Origin of the sequence: Pantoea sp. VS1, from assembly GCF_002207995.1 — a bacterium.
GTDB classification, from domain to species: Bacteria; Pseudomonadota; Gammaproteobacteria; order Enterobacterales; family Enterobacteriaceae; genus Pantoea; species Pantoea dispersa.
Genome location: NZ_NHZE01000019.1, coordinates 1 through 16,907, shown reverse-complemented (window position 1 = coordinate 16,907; position 16,907 = coordinate 1). Strand labels below are relative to the sequence as shown.

General features: G+C 57.5%; 16 protein-coding genes. 8 read left to right on the top strand and 8 right to left on the bottom strand.

The window, feature by feature from the left end:
* Nucleotides 1–2 precede the first annotated feature (2 nt).
* From dnaE to CBW22_RS10680, 6 genes are all read left to right on the top strand, one after another.
* On the top strand, nucleotides 3–3,485 hold the full coding sequence (gene dnaE / locus CBW22_RS10705) for a DNA polymerase III subunit alpha (RefSeq protein ID WP_058759534.1): 3,483 nt from the start codon (nucleotides 3–5) through the stop codon (nucleotides 3,483–3,485).
* A gap of 12 nt (nucleotides 3,486–3,497) precedes the next feature.
* Complete coding sequence (gene accA, locus CBW22_RS10700; RefSeq protein ID WP_021507476.1) at nucleotides 3,498–4,457, top strand: acetyl-CoA carboxylase carboxyl transferase subunit alpha; 960 nt, start codon at nucleotides 3,498–3,500, stop codon at nucleotides 4,455–4,457.
* A gap of 278 nt (nucleotides 4,458–4,735) precedes the next feature.
* Nucleotides 4,736–6,886, top strand: a complete 2,151-nt coding sequence (locus CBW22_RS10695; RefSeq protein ID WP_088516620.1) for a lysine decarboxylase LdcC — start codon at nucleotides 4,736–4,738, stop codon at nucleotides 6,884–6,886.
* Nucleotides 6,887–6,961: 75 nt separating this feature from the next.
* Nucleotides 6,962–7,351, top strand: coding sequence for a VOC family protein (locus CBW22_RS10690; protein WP_088516619.1), 390 nt, complete (start codon nucleotides 6,962–6,964; stop codon nucleotides 7,349–7,351).
* Between the two features lie 54 nt (nucleotides 7,352–7,405).
* Nucleotides 7,406–8,704: a tRNA lysidine(34) synthetase TilS gene (gene tilS / locus CBW22_RS10685; RefSeq protein ID WP_088516618.1), complete on the top strand. Its 1,299-nt coding sequence runs from the start codon at nucleotides 7,406–7,408 to the stop codon at nucleotides 8,702–8,704.
* Between the two features lie 15 nt (nucleotides 8,705–8,719).
* Nucleotides 8,720–9,028 (top strand): c-type cytochrome, encoded by a 309-nt coding sequence (locus CBW22_RS10680; protein WP_031279691.1) that lies wholly within the window; start codon nucleotides 8,720–8,722, stop codon nucleotides 9,026–9,028.
* Nucleotides 9,029–9,067: 39 nt separating this feature from the next.
* On the opposite strand, the gene rof is transcribed toward CBW22_RS10680, so the two are convergent.
* Complete coding sequence (gene rof / locus CBW22_RS10675; RefSeq protein ID WP_021507471.1) at nucleotides 9,068–9,331, bottom strand: Rho-binding antiterminator; 264 nt, start codon at nucleotides 9,329–9,331, stop codon at nucleotides 9,068–9,070.
* The gene (locus CBW22_RS10670) at nucleotides 9,318–9,518 is read right to left on the bottom strand and encodes a YaeP family protein (protein WP_021507470.1); all 201 of its coding nucleotides are present in this window, start codon (nucleotides 9,516–9,518) and stop codon (nucleotides 9,318–9,320) included. The genes rof and CBW22_RS10670 overlap by 14 nt, the downstream gene beginning before the upstream one ends.
* Nucleotides 9,519–9,734: 216 nt before the next feature.
* Here CBW22_RS10670 and arfB point away from each other — a divergent pair, with 216 nt between their 5' ends.
* Nucleotides 9,735–10,145, top strand: a complete 411-nt coding sequence (gene arfB, locus CBW22_RS10665) for an alternative ribosome rescue aminoacyl-tRNA hydrolase ArfB (RefSeq protein ID WP_021507469.1) — start codon at nucleotides 9,735–9,737, stop codon at nucleotides 10,143–10,145.
* 32 nt (nucleotides 10,146–10,177) lie between these two features.
* Here arfB and proS read toward each other — a convergent pair whose 3' ends face one another.
* The 6 genes from proS to metN all read right to left on the bottom strand — a co-directional run bounded on the left by proS (nucleotide 10,178) and on the right by metN (nucleotide 15,751).
* Nucleotides 10,178–11,896, bottom strand: coding sequence for a proline--tRNA ligase (proS, locus tag CBW22_RS10660; RefSeq protein ID WP_058759538.1), 1,719 nt, complete (start codon nucleotides 11,894–11,896; stop codon nucleotides 10,178–10,180).
* A 91-nt stretch (nucleotides 11,897–11,987) separates the two neighbouring features.
* Nucleotides 11,988–12,695, bottom strand: coding sequence for a tRNA (N6-threonylcarbamoyladenosine(37)-N6)-methyltransferase TrmO (gene tsaA / locus CBW22_RS10655; protein WP_058774790.1), 708 nt, complete (start codon nucleotides 12,693–12,695; stop codon nucleotides 11,988–11,990).
* A complete protein-coding gene (gene rcsF / locus CBW22_RS10650) occupies nucleotides 12,692–13,093 on the bottom strand; it encodes an Rcs stress response system protein RcsF (RefSeq protein ID WP_021507466.1) in 402 nt (133 codons plus the stop codon). Before rcsF ends, tsaA begins: the two co-directional genes overlap by 4 nt.
* A 127-nt stretch (nucleotides 13,094–13,220) precedes the next feature.
* Complete coding sequence (locus CBW22_RS10645) at nucleotides 13,221–14,036, bottom strand: MetQ/NlpA family lipoprotein (protein ID WP_021507465.1); 816 nt, start codon at nucleotides 14,034–14,036, stop codon at nucleotides 13,221–13,223.
* Between the two features lie 37 nt (nucleotides 14,037–14,073).
* Entirely contained in the window at nucleotides 14,074–14,727 is a 654-nt protein-coding gene (locus CBW22_RS10640; protein WP_021507464.1) for a methionine ABC transporter permease MetI, read from the bottom strand.
* Entirely contained in the window at nucleotides 14,720–15,751 is a 1,032-nt protein-coding gene (gene metN / locus CBW22_RS10635) for a methionine ABC transporter ATP-binding protein MetN (protein WP_088516617.1), read from the bottom strand. Before metN ends, CBW22_RS10640 begins: the two co-directional genes overlap by 8 nt.
* Before the next feature lie 188 nt (nucleotides 15,752–15,939).
* Between metN and gmhB the strand changes: the two genes are divergently transcribed.
* Nucleotides 15,940–16,500, top strand: coding sequence for a D-glycero-beta-D-manno-heptose 1,7-bisphosphate 7-phosphatase (gene gmhB / locus CBW22_RS10630; RefSeq protein WP_058759541.1), 561 nt, complete (start codon nucleotides 15,940–15,942; stop codon nucleotides 16,498–16,500).
* Nucleotides 16,501–16,907 lie beyond the last annotated feature (407 nt).

Sequence of the window (16,907 nt, the reverse complement as noted above, 5' to 3'; positions counted from 1 at the left end):
ATATGGCTGAACCTCGTTTTATACATCTGCGCGTACACAGCGATTACTCCATGGTCGATGGTCTGGCCAAGACCGGGCCGCTGGTAAAAAAGGCGGCCGCGCTCGGCATGCCAGCCATTGCCATCACCGACTACACCAACCTGTGCGGGCTGGTGCGCTTTTATGGCAGCGCGCACAGCGCCGGTATCAAACCGATCGTCGGGGCTGACTTCCAGGTGGCCAGCGATTTAATGGGCGATGAGCTGACGCAGCTCACCGTGCTGGCCGCTAATAACACCGGTTACCAGAATCTGACGCTGCTGATTTCGCGCGCTTACCAGCGCGGTTACGGTATCGCCGGACCGATTATCGATCGCGACTGGCTCCTGGAGCTGGGCGAAGGGTTGATTCTGCTGTCGGGCGGACGGCGCGGTGACGTCGGTCGCAGCCTGCTGCGCGGCAATAACGCGCTGGTGGCGCAGTGCCTGAGCTTCTATCAGCAGCATTTCCCCAACCGCTACTATCTGGAACTGACGCGCACCGGCCGGCCAGATGAAGAGGCCTATCTGCACGCCGCGGTTGAGCTGGCGATTGCTGAATCGGTGCCGGTGGTGGCCACCAATGAAGTCTGCTTCCTCAATGAAGAAGATTTTGATGCCCATGAAATCCGCGTGGCGATTCACGACGGCTACACGCTGGACGATCCTAAACGTCCGCGCAACTACAGTCCTCAGCAATATATGCGCAGCGAAGAGGAGATGTGCGAGCTGTTCTCGGACATCCCGGAAGCGCTGGAAAACAGCGTAGAGATTGCTAAGCGTTGTAACGTCACGGTGCGCCTCGGCGAATATTTCCTGCCGCAGTTCCCGACCGGCGACATGTCGACCGAAGATTTCCTGGTGATGAAGTCGCGCGAAGGGCTGGAGGAGCGCCTGGCGTTTCTCTTCCCGGATGAGCAGGTGCGTGCTGAACGCCGGCCGGAGTATGACGAGCGTCTCGACATCGAGCTCAACGTCATTAACCAGATGGGCTTCCCCGGCTACTTCCTGATCGTGATGGAGTTTATCCAGTGGTCGAAGGACAACGGCATTCCGGTCGGGCCGGGGCGTGGTTCCGGCGCCGGTTCGCTGGTGGCCTATGCGCTGAAAATTACCGATCTCGATCCGCTGGAGTTTGACCTGCTGTTCGAACGTTTCCTTAACCCGGAACGTGTCTCGATGCCCGACTTTGACGTCGACTTCTGCATGGAAAAACGTGACCAGGTGATCGATCACGTGGCTGAGATGTACGGCCGCGATGCGGTGTCGCAGATTATCACCTTTGGTACCATGGCGGCGAAAGCGGTGATTCGCGACGTTGGTCGGGTGCTGGGGCATCCGTACGGCTTTGTTGATCGCATCTCAAAACTGATCCCGCCGGATCCCGGCATGACGCTGGAAAAAGCGTTCCAGGCGGAACCGCAGCTGCCGGAGATCTACGAAGCTGACGAAGAGGTCAAAGCGCTGATCGACATGGCGCGCAAGCTGGAAGGGGTCACGCGTAACGCCGGCAAGCACGCCGGTGGCGTGGTCATTGCGCCGACCAAAATCACCGATTTTGCGCCGCTGTACTGCGATGAGAACGGCCAGTTCCCGGTCACCCAGTTCGATAAAAACGACGTGGAATACGCCGGACTGGTGAAGTTTGACTTCCTCGGCCTGCGCACGCTGACCATCATCGACTGGGCGCTGAAGATGATCAACCCGCGGCGTGAAAAGCAGGGTTTACCGCCGATCGATATCGCCGCCATCCCGCTGGATGACAAAAAAAGCTTCGACATGCTGCAACGCTCGGAAACCACCGCGGTGTTCCAGCTTGAATCGCGCGGCATGAAAGATCTGATCAAGCGCCTGAAGCCGGACTGCTTCGAAGATATGATCGCACTGGTGGCGCTGTTCCGTCCGGGGCCGCTGCAGTCGGGCATGGTCGATAACTTTATTGACCGTAAGCACGGCCGTGAAGCCATCTCTTACCCGGATATTCAGTGGCAGCATGAGAGCCTGAAGCCGGTGCTGGAGCCGACCTACGGCATCATCCTCTATCAGGAACAGGTGATGCAGATTGCCCAGGTGCTGTCCGGCTATACGCTGGGCGGCGCGGATATGCTGCGTCGCGCCATGGGTAAAAAGAAACCAGAGGAGATGGCCAAGCAGCGTTCGGTGTTCCAGGACGGTGCTGAGAAGATGGGCATCAACGGCGAACTGTCGATGAAAATCTTCGATCTGGTGGAGAAGTTCGCAGGCTACGGCTTTAACAAGTCGCACTCTGCTGCTTATGCGCTGGTCTCCTATCAGACGCTGTGGCTGAAAGCACACTATCCGGCCGAGTTCATGGCGGCGGTGATGACCGCCGATATGGATAACACCGAGAAGGTGGTTGGACTGGTGGATGAGTGCTGGCGCATGGGGCTGAAAGTGCTGCCGCCAGACATTAACTCCGGGCTCTATCCGTTCCACGTCAACGATGACGGGGAGATCGTGTACGGCATCGGCGCCATCAAAGGCGTGGGTGAGGGGCCGATCGAAGCGATCCTCGAAGCGCGTAATCAGGGCGGCTACTTTAAAGAGCTGTTTGATCTCTGCGCCCGCACCGACACCAAAAAGATCAACCGTCGCGTGATGGAAAAACTGATCATGTCCGGCGCGTTCGATCGTCTTGGCCCGCACCGCGCGGCGCTGATGAGCGCGCTGGGTGACGCCCTGAAAGCGGCGGATCAGCATGCCAAAGCCGAAGCGACGGGACAGGCGGATATGTTCGGCGTGCTGGCCGAAGAGCCCGAGCAGGTTGAGCAATCTTACGCGGCCATTACGCCGTGGCCGGAGCAGGTGCAGCTGGATGGCGAGCGTGAGACGCTCGGTCTGTATCTCACCGGCCATCCGATCAATCAGTATCTGAAAGAAATTGAGCGCTACGTTGGCGGCATGCGCCTGAAAGACATGCATCCAACAGAACGTGGTAAAGTGACCGTTGCGGCCGGGCTGGTGATTGCCGCCCGCGTCATGGTCACCAAGCGCGGCAACCGAATTGGTATCTGTACTCTTGACGACCGCTCTGGCCGTCTCGAGGTGATGTTATTTACCGATGCGTTAGATAAATACCAGCAGCTGCTGGAGAAGGACCGTATCCTGATCGTCAGTGGACAGGTCAGCTTTGATGACTTTAGCGGTGGGCTTAAAATGACCGCCCGGGAAGTCATGGACATCGACGAAGCGCGGGAAAAATACGCGCGCGGACTTGCTATCTCGCTGACGGACAGGCAAATTGATGACCAGCTTTTAAACCGTCTCCGCCAGTCTCTGGAGCCTCATCGCTCCGGGACCATTCCGGTGCATCTCTATTATCAGAGAGCAGATGCGCGGGCGAAGCTGCGCTTTGGTGCAGCGTGGCGTATTTCGCCCAGCGATCGTTTACTCAACGATTTGCGGTCGTTAGTAGGGTCGGAGCAGGTGGAACTGGAGTTTGACTAAAACAGGAACATTATGAGTCTTAATTACCTGGATTTTGAACAGCCAATCGCTGAACTGGAAGCGAAAATCGACTCGCTGAAATCGATTGGTCGTTCGGATGAGAAACACGACATTAATCTGGATGAAGAAGTGCAGCGTCTGCGCGAGAAAAGCGTCGAGCTGACCCGTAAAATCTTCTCCGATTTGGGTGCATGGCAGGTTGCGCAGCTGGCGCGCCATCCACTGCGTCCTTATACGCTGGACTATGTCCGCAATGCGTTTGACGATTTTGACGAGCTGGCCGGTGACCGCGCCTATGCCGATGATAAAGCCATTGTCGGCGGCATCGCTCGTCTGGATGGGCGTCCTGTGATGGTCATTGGCCATCAGAAAGGCCGCGAAACCAAAGAGAAAATCCGGCGTAACTTCGGTATGCCAGCACCCGAGGGCTACCGTAAAGCACTGCGTCTGATGGAGATGGCCGAGCGCTTTAAGATGCCGCTGATCACCTTCATCGACACGCCGGGTGCCTATCCGGGCGTGGGCGCGGAAGAGCGCGGTCAGTCTGAAGCGATTGCCCGCAACCTGCGCGAGATGTCAGGCCTGAAGATCCCGGTGATCTGTACCGTGATCGGCGAAGGCGGCTCCGGCGGCGCGCTGGCGATTGGCGTTGGCGATAAAGTGAATATGCTGCAGTACAGCACCTATTCGGTGATCTCACCGGAAGGCTGTGCGTCAATTCTGTGGAAGAGCGCCGACAAAGCGCCACTGGCCGCAGAAGCGATGGGCATCACCGCCGGGCGTCTGAAAGAGCTGAAGCTGATCGATTCGATCATCCCGGAACCGCTGGGCGGCGCGCACCGTCATCCGGTGGACATGGCGGCAGCGCTCAAGCAGCAGCTGCTGGCCGATCTGGCCGATCTCGATGTGCTGAGCACGGAAGAGCTGCTTAACCGCCGCTATCAGCGCCTGATGAGCTACGGCTACGCGTAAGCGCCGAAAAGCCTTCACAGAAGCGGACCCCGGTCCGCTTTTTTTATGCCTGTTTTCCGCGATCAGGCTTGAGTGCCCCGCTGGGTTGTCATTTATGACGGTGCGCATTAATGCGCACCCTGGGAAAAACCGGGCAGTAATCCTGTAGGGGCGCCATTCATGGCGACCTGAGATGCATCGCTGGCAAACATCAGGCCAACAACGGCGCTATTCCGGAACATTCACCCGCCACTTTTCGCTATCCTTATTCCGTGCCACAACACCACAGGAGGTGAGCATTGAATATTATTGCGATCATGGGACCGCACGGCGCGTTCTACAAAGATGAACCGATTCGCGAACTGGACGCGGCGCTGAAGCTGCAAGGTTTCCAGACCGTTTATCCCAACAATGCCAGCGACCTGCTGAAACTGATTGAACACAACCCGCGCGTCTGCGGGGTGATATTTGACTGGGACGACTACAGCCTGGCGCTGTGCAGCGACATCAATCAGCTCAACGAATCGCTGCCGCTGTATGCCTTCATCAACACCCATTCGCAGATGGATGTCAGCATTAATGAAATGCGCATGGCGCTGCACTTCTTCGAATACGCGCTCAACGCCGCTGACGATATCGCACTGCATATCCGGCAGTACACCGATGAGTACATCGACAAAATTATGCCGCCGCTGACCAAAGCGCTGTTCACCTACGTTAAAGAGGGGAAATACACCTTCTGCACGCCGGGCCACATGGGCGGCACGGCGTTTCAGAAAAGCCCGGTCGGCAGCCTGTTCTATGATTTCTTCGGCGCCAACACGCTGAAAGCGGATGTTTCGATCTCGGTCACCGAACTGGGCTCGCTGCTCGATCACACCGGTCCGCACCTCGAAGCAGAAGAGTATGTGGCGCGCACCTTTGGCGCTGAACAGAGCTATATGGTCACCAACGGCACGTCGACCTCGAATAAAATCGTTGGAATGTACGCCGCACCGGCCGGCAGCACGGTACTGATAGACCGCAACTGCCACAAATCGCTGACCCATCTGCTGATGATGAGCGACATCATCCCCATCTGGCTCAAACCGACGCGCAACGCGCTGGGCATCCTGGGTGGCATCCCTCAGCGCGAATTCACCCGCGACAGCATCCAGCAGAAAGTTAACGATACCCCGCGCGCCAGCTGGCCGGTGCATGCGGTGATCACCAACTCAACCTACGATGGTCTGCTGTATAACACGCAATACATCAAACAGACGCTGGACGTGCCGTCCATCCATTTCGATTCCGCCTGGGTGCCGTACACCAATTTTCACCCTATCTACAGCGGCAAAAGTGGCATGAGCGGCGAGCGTATTCCCGGCAAAGTGATCTATGAAACCCAGTCGACCCACAAACTGCTGGCGGCGTTCTCACAGGCGTCGCTGATTCACATCAAGGGCGATTACGATCACGACACCTTCAACGAAGCCTACATGATGCACACCACCACCTCGCCGAGCTACGCGATCGTCTCTTCGATTGAGACCGCGGCGGCGATGTTGCGCGGTAATCCGGGCCGGCGACTGATTAATCGCTCGGTGGAGCGCGCACTGCATTTTCGCCGCGAGATCCAGCGGCTGCGCGAAGAGTCTGACGGCTGGTTCTTTGATATCTGGCAGCCGGAGCAGGTGGATGAAGCCGAATGCTGGCCGATTCAGCCGGGTGACGAGGCGTGGCACGGCTTTACCCACGCCGATCGCGATCATATGTATCTCGATCCCATCAAAGTCACCATACTTACGCCGGGCATGAGCGAACTGGGCCAGATGGCGGAAGAGGGCATTCCGGCCGCGCTGGTGGCGAAATTCCTCGACCAGCGTGGCATCGTGGTGGAAAAGACCGGGCCGTACAATTTGCTGTTCCTGTTCAGCATTGGCATCGATAAAACCAAAGCGATGAGCGTGCTGCGCGGACTGACGGAGTTCAAACGCGCCTACGATCTCAACCTGCGGGTAAAAAACATGCTGCCGGATCTGTATGCTGAAGATCCTGACTTCTACCGTAATATGCGCATCCAGACGCTGGCGCAGGGCATTCATCAGCTGATCCTGCAGCACGATTTGCCGCGTCTGATGCTGCGGGCATTTGACGTTCTGCCGGAGATGAAGATGACGCCGCACCTGGCGTTTCAGCGGCAGGTGCAGGGACAGGTGGAAACCGTGGACATTCGCGAGCTGGTCGGGCGGATTTCAGCCAACATGATCCTGCCTTATCCGCCAGGCGTGCCGCTGGTGATGCCGGGCGAGATGATTACCGAACAGAGCCGGGCGGTGCTGGATTTCCTGCTGATGCTCTGCACCATCGGGCGGCACTATCCCGGCTTTGAAACGGATATTCACGGTGCCACGCTCACCGACGACGGTCGCTATCTGGTGCGCGTGCTGCGCGACGAGCCTGCGCGCTAACTTCAGATAATTGCCTCTTTTCAGCGTCGCGCCGGGCACGTAGGCTAAGCGGCTCAGAATACTTTCGGAGCCGCTATGCTGCAGATAAAACAGATCCACCACATCGCCATTATTGCCACCGATTATCAGCGCAGTAAGGCGTTTTACTGCGACGTGCTGGGCTTTGAGCTGCTGGGTGAATACTATCGCGCTGAGCGCGACTCATGGAAAGGCGATCTTGGCCTTAATGGCGTCTATACCATTGAGCTGTTCTCGTTTCCTGCGCCGCCGCCGCGCGTTAGCGGGCCGGAAGCGTGCGGGCTGCGCCATCTGGCGTTTTGTGTGGATGATGTCGAACAGTCGGTTGCCGCGCTGGCAGACAAGGGCGTGGTGTGCGAGCCGATCCGCATCGATGCTCTCACCGGTAAAGCCTGTACTTTCTTCCCCGATCCGGACGGTTTGCCGCTGGAGCTGTATCAGGCGTAAAATAGCGCGCGCAGTGAGCCGCAATCCGGCGGTTCACCTCAACGGAATGCGTGCATGTCCTTTTCTCATCTTGCTGCGCTGCTGCCAGCCGATGCCCGCTGCGTGCTGGCATTCAGCGGCGGGCTCGATTCCAGCGTCCTGCTACATCAGTTAGTGAGCTGGCAACGCCAGCAGCCGCAGCTGCGCGTGCGCGCATTACATGTGCATCATGGTTTAAGCCCCAACGCCGATCGCTGGGCGGCGCACTGCCAGCAGCAGTGTCAGCAGTGGCACATTCCCTGCGAGGTGCTGCGCGTTCAGGTGGACGCTCGCGCCGGCGGGATCGAAGCCGCAGCCCGCACGGCGCGCTATCAGGCGTTATTTAGTCATCTGCAACCCGGTGAGTACTTACTTACTGCTCAGCACCTCGATGACCAGGCTGAAACGCTGCTGCTGGCGCTGAAACGCGGCAGCGGTCCGGCTGGTCTGGCGGCGATGCCGCAGCAGCGGCAGGTTAACGGCCACTGGCATCTGCGCCCGTTGCTCAACCTCAGCCGTCAGCAGCTGGAAGCTTACGCTGTCGGGCACCAGCTGGACTGGATTGACGATGAGAGCAACGCTGATCGCCGCTACGATCGCAATTTCCTGCGCCAGGAGGTGCTGCCGCTGCTGCAGGCGCGCTGGCCGCACTTCAGCGCGGCCAGTGCCCGCAGCGCAGCGCTGTGCGGTGAGCAGGAGCAACTGCTGGATGAGCTGCTCAGCGAGCAGCTGGCGCAACTGACCGATGCCCAGGGCGCACTGCATTTTCCGCCGCTGCTGGCCTGTAGCGAGGCGCGGCGGCACGCGCTGCTGCGGCGCTGGATTGGCGAACGCGGTGGTGCAATGCCCGCGCGCGACGCGCTGCAGCGCATTACCGACGAGGTGATGCACAGCCGTGAAGATGCGCAGCCGTGTCTGCGCTTTGGCGCGCACGAACTGCGGCGCTACCGGGAGCGGCTTTACTGGCTGCCGCGACAGCACTCACTGAGTCAGCACTCGCTAACCTGGCAGCCGCTGACGCAGCCATTAATTTTGCCTGATGGGCTGGGTGAACTGCGCGCCAGTCCGGCGCAGGCGGAACTGCGCCAGCCGGCGGCGGATGAGCAGGTTATTGTGCGCTTTCAGGCCCACGGCTCTCACCATGTTGTTGGCCGGGCTGGTGGTCGCGAAATGAAAAAACTGTGGCAGGAGCTGGGCGTCCCGCCGTGGCAGCGCGAACGCATTCCGTTGATTTACTACAACCAGACACTGATTGCCGCGCCGGGGCTGTTTGTCACCCGCGCAGGCGCGGCGGGCGAGACGCAAGGCTGGCAGGCGATCTGGTCAACACCCTAAAAAGGAACAGCAATGATGAAACAGTGGATTGTCGCGGCGCTACTGGCTGCTGCGCTGCCGGCGTTTGCGCAGGGCGACGTCAAGGCTGGCGCGCAGAAAGCCGCCAGCTGTATGGCGTGCCATGGCGCGGAAGGTAAGAGCGCGGTGCCGCTTTACCCTAATCTGGCCGGGCAGCATGCGCCTTACCTGCTGCACTCGCTGCAGGCCTACAAAAAAGGCGAGCGCAGTGGCGGTCAGGCAGAGGTGATGAAAGCCTTTGTGGCCGGGTTGAGCGATCAGGATATGGATGATTTAGCGGCGTACTACGCTTCGCTGCAGCCTTAAGCGAGGTGGGCGGGAACAGCTTTCCCGCCCGGGGAGAGATTATTCGTCTTCGCTGACGATAACGGTGCCCAGCTCAGGATGGCTGAAGCTGGCGATGTGGTCGAGACGCAGCTCGCGCGTTTCACCGGAGAGGTCGACCGCAAGATACTCGACGTTTTTACGTGAGACCATGTCCACGGCTTTCGCTTTCAGCTGGTCGCCGTTTTTGAGCTCCAGCGACAGCGTCCAGTGTTTGGTACAGGCGAGCTCGAGGTTGTCGTAGTCATCACAGTTGATGGGTTTGTAGGCTTCATTCGTCAACATAGTCGCTCACCAATAAGTTTGCAGCGGCATACGCTGCCTGTTCCCTGACAGAAGAGTTTAGCGCAGAATTAGCGGCAATATCATTGAGTGCTTTCAGTGCGCATCCGATCGCGTCTGGCACATACCCCAGGTCGCCGCTGCCAATCCCGGCATACTTCTGGCGAACTAACTCACAATACTTTTGCACATACACCTCCTCAGCAGAGCATCAATACTCTGGTTGATATGCGACTATATCACAGGGGTTCGCTGGAAATCAGCCAGGGGGCGCAGGGAAGGTGGCAAAGAAAGGGCAAAAAGTGACAGCCAGCACTGGTCTCAGCCAGCCTGGCGGCGCACAAAAGGTTAAGTTGATGAACAGGTTATTTCCCGATACAACCGCGCTGATAACGGCAGGTGGCAGATGATTGTGCTGTCACGTAGTGTTTCAATTGCGGACAATGAAGTGGAGCTCAGTGCCATTCGCGCTCAGGGCGCGGGCGGCCAGCACGTCAATAAGACGTCGACCGCTATCCATCTGCGTTTCGATATTCACGCCTCGTCGCTACCGCCGTTTTATAAACAGCGGCTGCTGGAGGCGAACCACCATTTGATCAGCGCCGATGGCGTGGTGATTATCAAAGCGCAGGAGTATCGCAGTCAGGAGATGAACCGCGAAGCGGCGCTGCAGCGGCTAATCAACCTGATACGCGAACTAACAACGGTGGAGAAAGTGCGCCGCGCGACGCGCCCGACGCGGGCGTCCAGAGAGCGGCGGCTGGAAGGTAAATCACGACGCAGCAATGTGAAGGCGCTGCGCGGCAAACTGCGCTAAAAAAAACGCCTCCGGCAGGAGGCGTCAGGGGATTACTTGTTGAGTGCGCGGCTGAGGAAGTCGACGATGTCGTGCTGCTTAATCATCTGCTTCTCGCTGGCGGCGCGGGCTTTGTACTCGATCTCCTGGTTATCCAGGTTGCGATCGCCAATTACAATAGTGTGCGGTACGCCAATCAGTTCCATATCGGCGAACATCACGCCCGGACGCTCTTTACGATCGTCAAGAATGACGTCGATGCCTTTGGCGCGCAGCTCGTTGTACAGCTGTTCCGCCAGCTCTTTCACGCGGAAGGATTTGTGCATGTTCATCGGCAGAATCGCCACTTCGAACGGTGCCAGCGCTGCAGGCCAGATAATCCCGCGCTCGTCGTGGTTCTGTTCGATAGCCGCCGCCACGACGCGGGTGATACCGATACCATAGCAGCCCATGGTCATGATCTGATTGCGACCATCTTCACCCTGTACCGCTGCTTTCATCGCGTCCGAATATTTGGTGCCGAGCTGGAAGATGTGGCCGACTTCAATGCCGCGCTTAATCATCAGCACGCCTTTGCCATCCGGGCTCGGATCGCCTTCTACCACGTTACGAATATCTTCTACGCGTGCTTCTGGCAGATCGCGACCCCAGTTGATGCCGGCATAATGCTGGCCATCAATGTTGGCGCCTGCTGCGAAGTCACTCATTTTTGCCACGGTGCGGTCAGCAATCACCGGGATGGTCAGACCGACCGGACCGAGAGAACCAAAACCGGCACCGATGGCGGCGCGAATCTCTTCCTCGCTGCCCATTTCCAGTGGCGCGGCCACAATGTCCAGATGCTCGGCTTTGATTTCGTTGAGCTCGTGGTCGCCGCGTAACAGCAGCGCAACCAGCGAATGACCGCTCTCTTCGCTGGCTTTCACGATCAGCGTTTTCACCGTTTTTTCTACCGGGATCTGGTGCTGTTCGACCAGCTCGGCGATGGTTTTCGCGTTTGGCGTAGCGAACTGCGTCAGCGCCTGCGTTGCCGCCGGGCGCTCACCGGCAGGTGCCAGCGCTTCGGCTTTCTCAATGTTGGCCGCGTAATCGGACTCGCTGGAGAAGATCACATCATCTTCACCACTCTGCGCCAGCACCTGGAACTCATGCGAGCCGCTGCCGCCAATCGAACCGGTATCGGCCTGTACGGCGCGGAAATCCAGCCCCATGCGGCTGAAGCTCTGGCTGTAGGCGCGGTACATCGCATCGTAAGTTTCCTGCAGCGACTCCTGCGAGGTGTGGAACGAATACGCATCCTTCATGATGAATTCGCGCGAACGCATCACGCCAAAACGCGGGCGTACTTCATCACGGAATTTGGTCTGGATCTGATAGACGTTGAGCGGCAGCTGCTTATAGGAGCTCAGCTCGTTGCGGATCAGGTCGGTGACCACTTCTTCATGGGTCGGACCCAGCACAAACGGGCGTTCGTGGCGGTCTTTAATGCGCAGCAGCTCCGGGCCGTACTGCTCCCAGCGACCGCTCTCTTCCCACAGATCGGCTGGCTGAACCACCGGCATAGAGATCTCAATCGCACCGGCGTTGTTCATCTCTTCGCGCACGATGTTTTCAACTTTTCGCAGCACGCGAATACCGGTCGGCAGCCAGGTATAGAGACCGGAAGCCAGTTTGCGGATCATACCGGCGCGCAGCATCAGCTGGTGGCTGATCACTTCAGCATCGGAAGGCGTCTCCTTCAGGGTGGAGAGCAGATATTGAGTAGTACGCATTAATTTACGATTCCAGTTGTACGGAAGGATACGAACAAAAAATTTGCTGGCGGCTAGTGTACCAGCGAGATCCGTCACTCAAAAGCTTGTTTTAGCGCGGATCGAGCGCGATCACCTCGGTTCCTGCCGCGTCAATGCGCCAGCGCACATTAAAGTCGAGCAGCCAGGCGGCATATTCACGGCCAGGGCTTTCACCTTTGCGATAAGCGGGACGCGGATCCTGCGCCAGTACTTCAGTGATAAAGCGCGCCAGCTGCGGGTAGTGGCGTTGCTGCTGTTGCAACTGCTGCTGCGCCTGCGCGGAGAAACGCACCGGCATGCTGGCGTCGGGCGCGCTCTGAGCGAAACCCGCGCGCGCCTCAGGCAGCGCTTCGGCGAAGGGCAGGTAAGGCTTGATATCCACCACAGGGGTGCCGTCCACCAAATCGAGGCTGCCTAATTGCAGAATCACCTGTTGCTGCTCGCAGCGGATGCCTTTGAGCTCAACCAGCGACATGCCGATAGGATTGGGGCGAAAGGTCGAGCGGGTGGCAAATACGCCCATGCGGGCATTACCGCCGAGGCGCGGCGGGCGTACGGTTGGGCGCCAGCCGCCGGCCATGGTCTGGTGAAAGACGAACAGCACCCACAGATGGCTGAATGCCTCCAGTCCACGCACCGCTTCAGGCTGATTGTACGGCGCCAGCAGATGCAGTTCGCCTCCGCCGTCCTGCACCAGACCCGGCTGGCGCGGTACGGCAAATTTCTCTTTCCACGGCGAACGGATCACGCCGATTTGCGCAAAGGCAAATTCACTCATTGATTGGAGACTTTTAGCGCGGAGCCCTGGCATACGGCCTGGCGATAGCAGCCTGGCGTGCTGGAGACAATTTCACACTTGTGCAGCAGCACGGCGTTGGCTTTCATGCCGGCCGCTTTAATCTGCAGGCGTTTACGCGCGGTATTGAGGTTCGGCGGTGAGTCCTGGGTGCTGCTCTGGCAATCATCACCCGACACTTCGCCCAGATCGCGGAACGGATTGCTGACCAGATCGGTCGCATCGGTATAGATCTTCACCGGGGCCGGACGCGCAGCCGGTTTGCGCTGAGGTTCGCTGGTTGATTGCTGCGGGCGAGACGGAGCACTGCTTATTGGGTGATATTCACGCACGCACCCGGTCAGCATCAATGCCAACAAGCAGAGCGGTAAAAAACGCATGGCAACATCCTCATGTAATAAAAAGTGGCGTTATTGAAACAAGGACGACCAGAAATAACAAGTCAGCTGCCACATGCTGAAATAGAAAGGGCGGCCGAAGCCGCCCTGCACCGCATGAAAGGGATAATTACCAGCCTTTCACTGCGCCGCCGTTGAAGATTTTGTTGGCGGCTTCAGACACTTCGTCTGACTGATATGCCTCAACAAACTTCTTCACGTTCTCCGCGTCTTTGTTGTCTTCGCGGCTAACGATCAGGTTCACGTACGGCGAGTCTTTATCTTCTACGAAGATGCCGTCCTTCGCCGGGGTCAGGCCAATCTGGCTGGCGTAAGTGGTGTTGATCACCGCCAGCGCAATCTGCTGATCGTCGAGTGAACGTGGCAGCTGTGGCGCTTCCAGCTCAACAATCTTCAGGTTCTTTGGATTCTCAGTGATATCCAGTGAGGTTGGCAGCAGGCCCACGCCATCTTTCAGTTTGATCAGGCCCACTTTCTGCAGCAGCAGCAGAGAACGACCGAGGTTGGTTGGATCGTTCGGGATAGCGATCTGCGCACCGTTCTGCAGCTCATCCAGCGATTTGATTTTTTTCGAGTAGCCGGCAATCGGATAAACGAAGGTGTTGCCGACCGGCACCAGTTTGTAGCCGCGGTCTTTGATCTGCTGATCGAGGTACGGCTTGTGCTGGAAGGCATTAACGTCAATATCGCCTTTGCTCAGCGCTTCGTTAGGCAGCACGTAATCGTTAAAGGTAACCAGTTCAACATCGAGACCGTATTTCTCTTTCGCGACTTTCACGGCAGTTTCCGCAACCTGCTGTTCAGCCCCGACAATCACACCCACTTTAATGTGGTTGGGATCTTTCTCTTTCTGATCGCATCCTGCCAGCGCAATCGCGCCAATCAGAGCACCCACAGCGGCAATCTTTTTAAATGTGAAAGACATATCCTTTCCTTAATAGAGGACTATTGATGTTGTTTGCTTATTTATGTGACACCGCACGCACGATGCGGTCACCACAGAACTGAATTAAATACACCAGCACCACCAGCAAAATCAGCACGGTATTCATCACAGTAGCGTTATAGCCGATGTAACCATACTGATAGCCAATCTGGCCCAGACCGCCCGCGCCCACAGCACCACCCATGGCGGAGTAGCCCACCAGCGTAATCAGGGTAATTGTAGCGGCATTCACCAGCCCTGGCAGCGCTTCCGGCAGCAGCACTTTACGCACGATCTGCAGCGGTGTGGCACCCATGGCGCGCGAGGCTTCAATCAGTCCGGTCGGCAACTCAAGCAGCGCGTTCTCCACCATACGGGCGATAAACGGCGCCGCGCCTACGGTCAGCGGAACGATGGCCGCCTGCAGACCAATGGAGGTGCCGACGATGGCGCGGGTAAACGGAATCATCCACACCAGCAGGATAATGAAAGGAATAGAACGGAAAATATTGACGATGGCTGACAGCACGCGATACAGCGCAGTGTTGGCCAGAATCTGTCCCGGACGCGTGACGTACAGCAGTACGCCAACCGGCAGGCCAAGCACAAAGCCAAAGAAACCAGAAACGAAGGTCATCATCAGCGTTTCCCAGACGCCACGCGTCAGTAACCACAGCATCGCTTCAGACATAACCCAGCACCTCTACTTTCACATGATTTTCTTTCAGCCAGGCAATAGCGGCTTGTGTATCTGTTTCACTGCCGTCCATTTCGGCCAGCATGATGCCGAACTTCACGCCACCGGCGTAATCCATCTGGGCACTGATAATGTTGTTATTGACGTTGAAACGGCGCGCGGCTTCTGACAGCAGCGGCGCATCCACCGATTTACCGGTGAACTCCAGCCGCAGCAGCGGCACGCTCTCGATGCCTGCGCTCGCCTGCATGCGCTGCTGGTAATCATCCGGAATATCCAGATGCAGCGTTGACTGAATAAACTGCTGGGCCAGGGGCGTTTTCGGGTGCGAGAACACTTCGCTGACGCTGTCTTTTTCAATCAGTTCGCCGTTGCTGATCACCGCTACCTGATCGCAGATGCGTTTCACCACATCCATCTCGTGGGTGATCAGCAGAATAGTGATGCCGAGCCGACGGTTGATGTCTTTCAGCAGCTCCAGAATCGAGCGGGTGGTGGCCGGGTCCAGCGCGCTGGTGGCTTCATCACACAGCAGCACCTTCGGATTGCTGGCCAGCGCACGGGCAATTGCGACGCGCTGTTTCTGACCGCCGGACAGATTCGCCGGCCAGCTGTCGTGTTTGTCCGCCAGACCGACCAGCTCCAGAAGCTCGCTGACGCGCTTTTTGATCGCTTCGCGTGACAGGTTACCCAGCTCAAGCGGCAGCGCAACGTTGCCCGACACGGTGCGGGAGTTCATCAGGTTGAAGTGCTGGAAGATCATGCCAATCTGGCGGCGCGCCAGCGTTAACTGCCCGGAAGAGAGCGCGGTGAGATCCTGACCGTCAACCAGCACGCGACCGGATGTCGGGCGCTCCAGCAGATTGACGCAGCGGATGAGCGTACTTTTACCGGCACCGGATGAACCGATGACGCCATAAATTTGTCCGGCAGGCACGTGCAGGCTAACGTTTGACAACGCCTGAATAGTGCGTGAACCCTGCTGGAACACTTTGGTGATATTTTCGAGTTTAATCATTAGTTTAATTGTTATCGTGTTGCGTTGTCCGTGGTGTATCGGTCTTCGCGCCGCCGGGGCAGGCGAAATCTGGATGGATGGTAAGGCATCCAGACGGCTAAATCAATCAAAGTCATTCAATCTGCCATTCTCACGGTATGCGCAATCATGCGATACTGCGCGGCACTATTTGCAGCAGGAGTTTCTACGTGGCGAACCCAGTCCCGGCTATTTTTCTCGATCGTGATGGCACCCTGAATGTCGATCACGGCTATGTTCATGAGATCGACAATTTTCAGTTTATTGATGGCACCATTGAAGCGCTGCAGGCGTTAAAAAAGATGGGCTACGCGCTGGTGCTGGTAACTAACCAGTCTGGCATCGCGCGCGGCATGTTTACCGAAGATCAGTTTATGCAGCTCACCGAGTGGATGGACTGGTCGCTGGCCGATCGCGATGTCGATCTCGACGGCATCTATTTCTGTCCGCATCTGCCTGATGCAACGGTCGTGGAGTACCGCCAGACTTGCGATTGCCGCAAGCCGCAACCGGGCATGCTGCTTTCGGCGCAGAAACACCTGAATATCGATATGGCAGCTTCTTATATGGTGGGCGATAAGCTGGAAGATATGCTGGCAGCGCAGGCGGCAGGCGTGGGAACTAAAGTGCTGGTGCGCAGTGGTAAGCCGGTAACCGCCGAAGGCGAAGCGGCTGCGGACTGGGTGATTGATAGTCTCGCAGACCTGCCGGCGCGCATGAAAAAGGCCTGAAATCAGGCCTTCTGCACAAATCTTAAGCGAACAGTAAAAAAGTTGAAATTTGCACTTGCGCTTCCATAAGTTCGCCCTATAATGCGCCACCACTGAGACGGCAAAGCGGCAACGCAGACGGCTCAGCAGGGCGTGAAGTGATTCACCCCGCCGGAGAGAAACGCTGAAAAAAGTGTTTGACTCTGAAGGAGGAAAGCGTAATATACGCCACCTCGCGACAGCAGGACGAGCGCCGCGTCGCACCGCTCTTTAACAATTTATCAGACAATCTGTGTGGGCACTCGCAGGATTGATATCACAAGCCTACGGGCTTTAAAAAATATCAAGTCTTTGCTGAGTGAACACGTAATTCATTACGAAGTTTAATTCACAGAGCATCGCTGCACTCGTTGCAGCAAATCAAACTT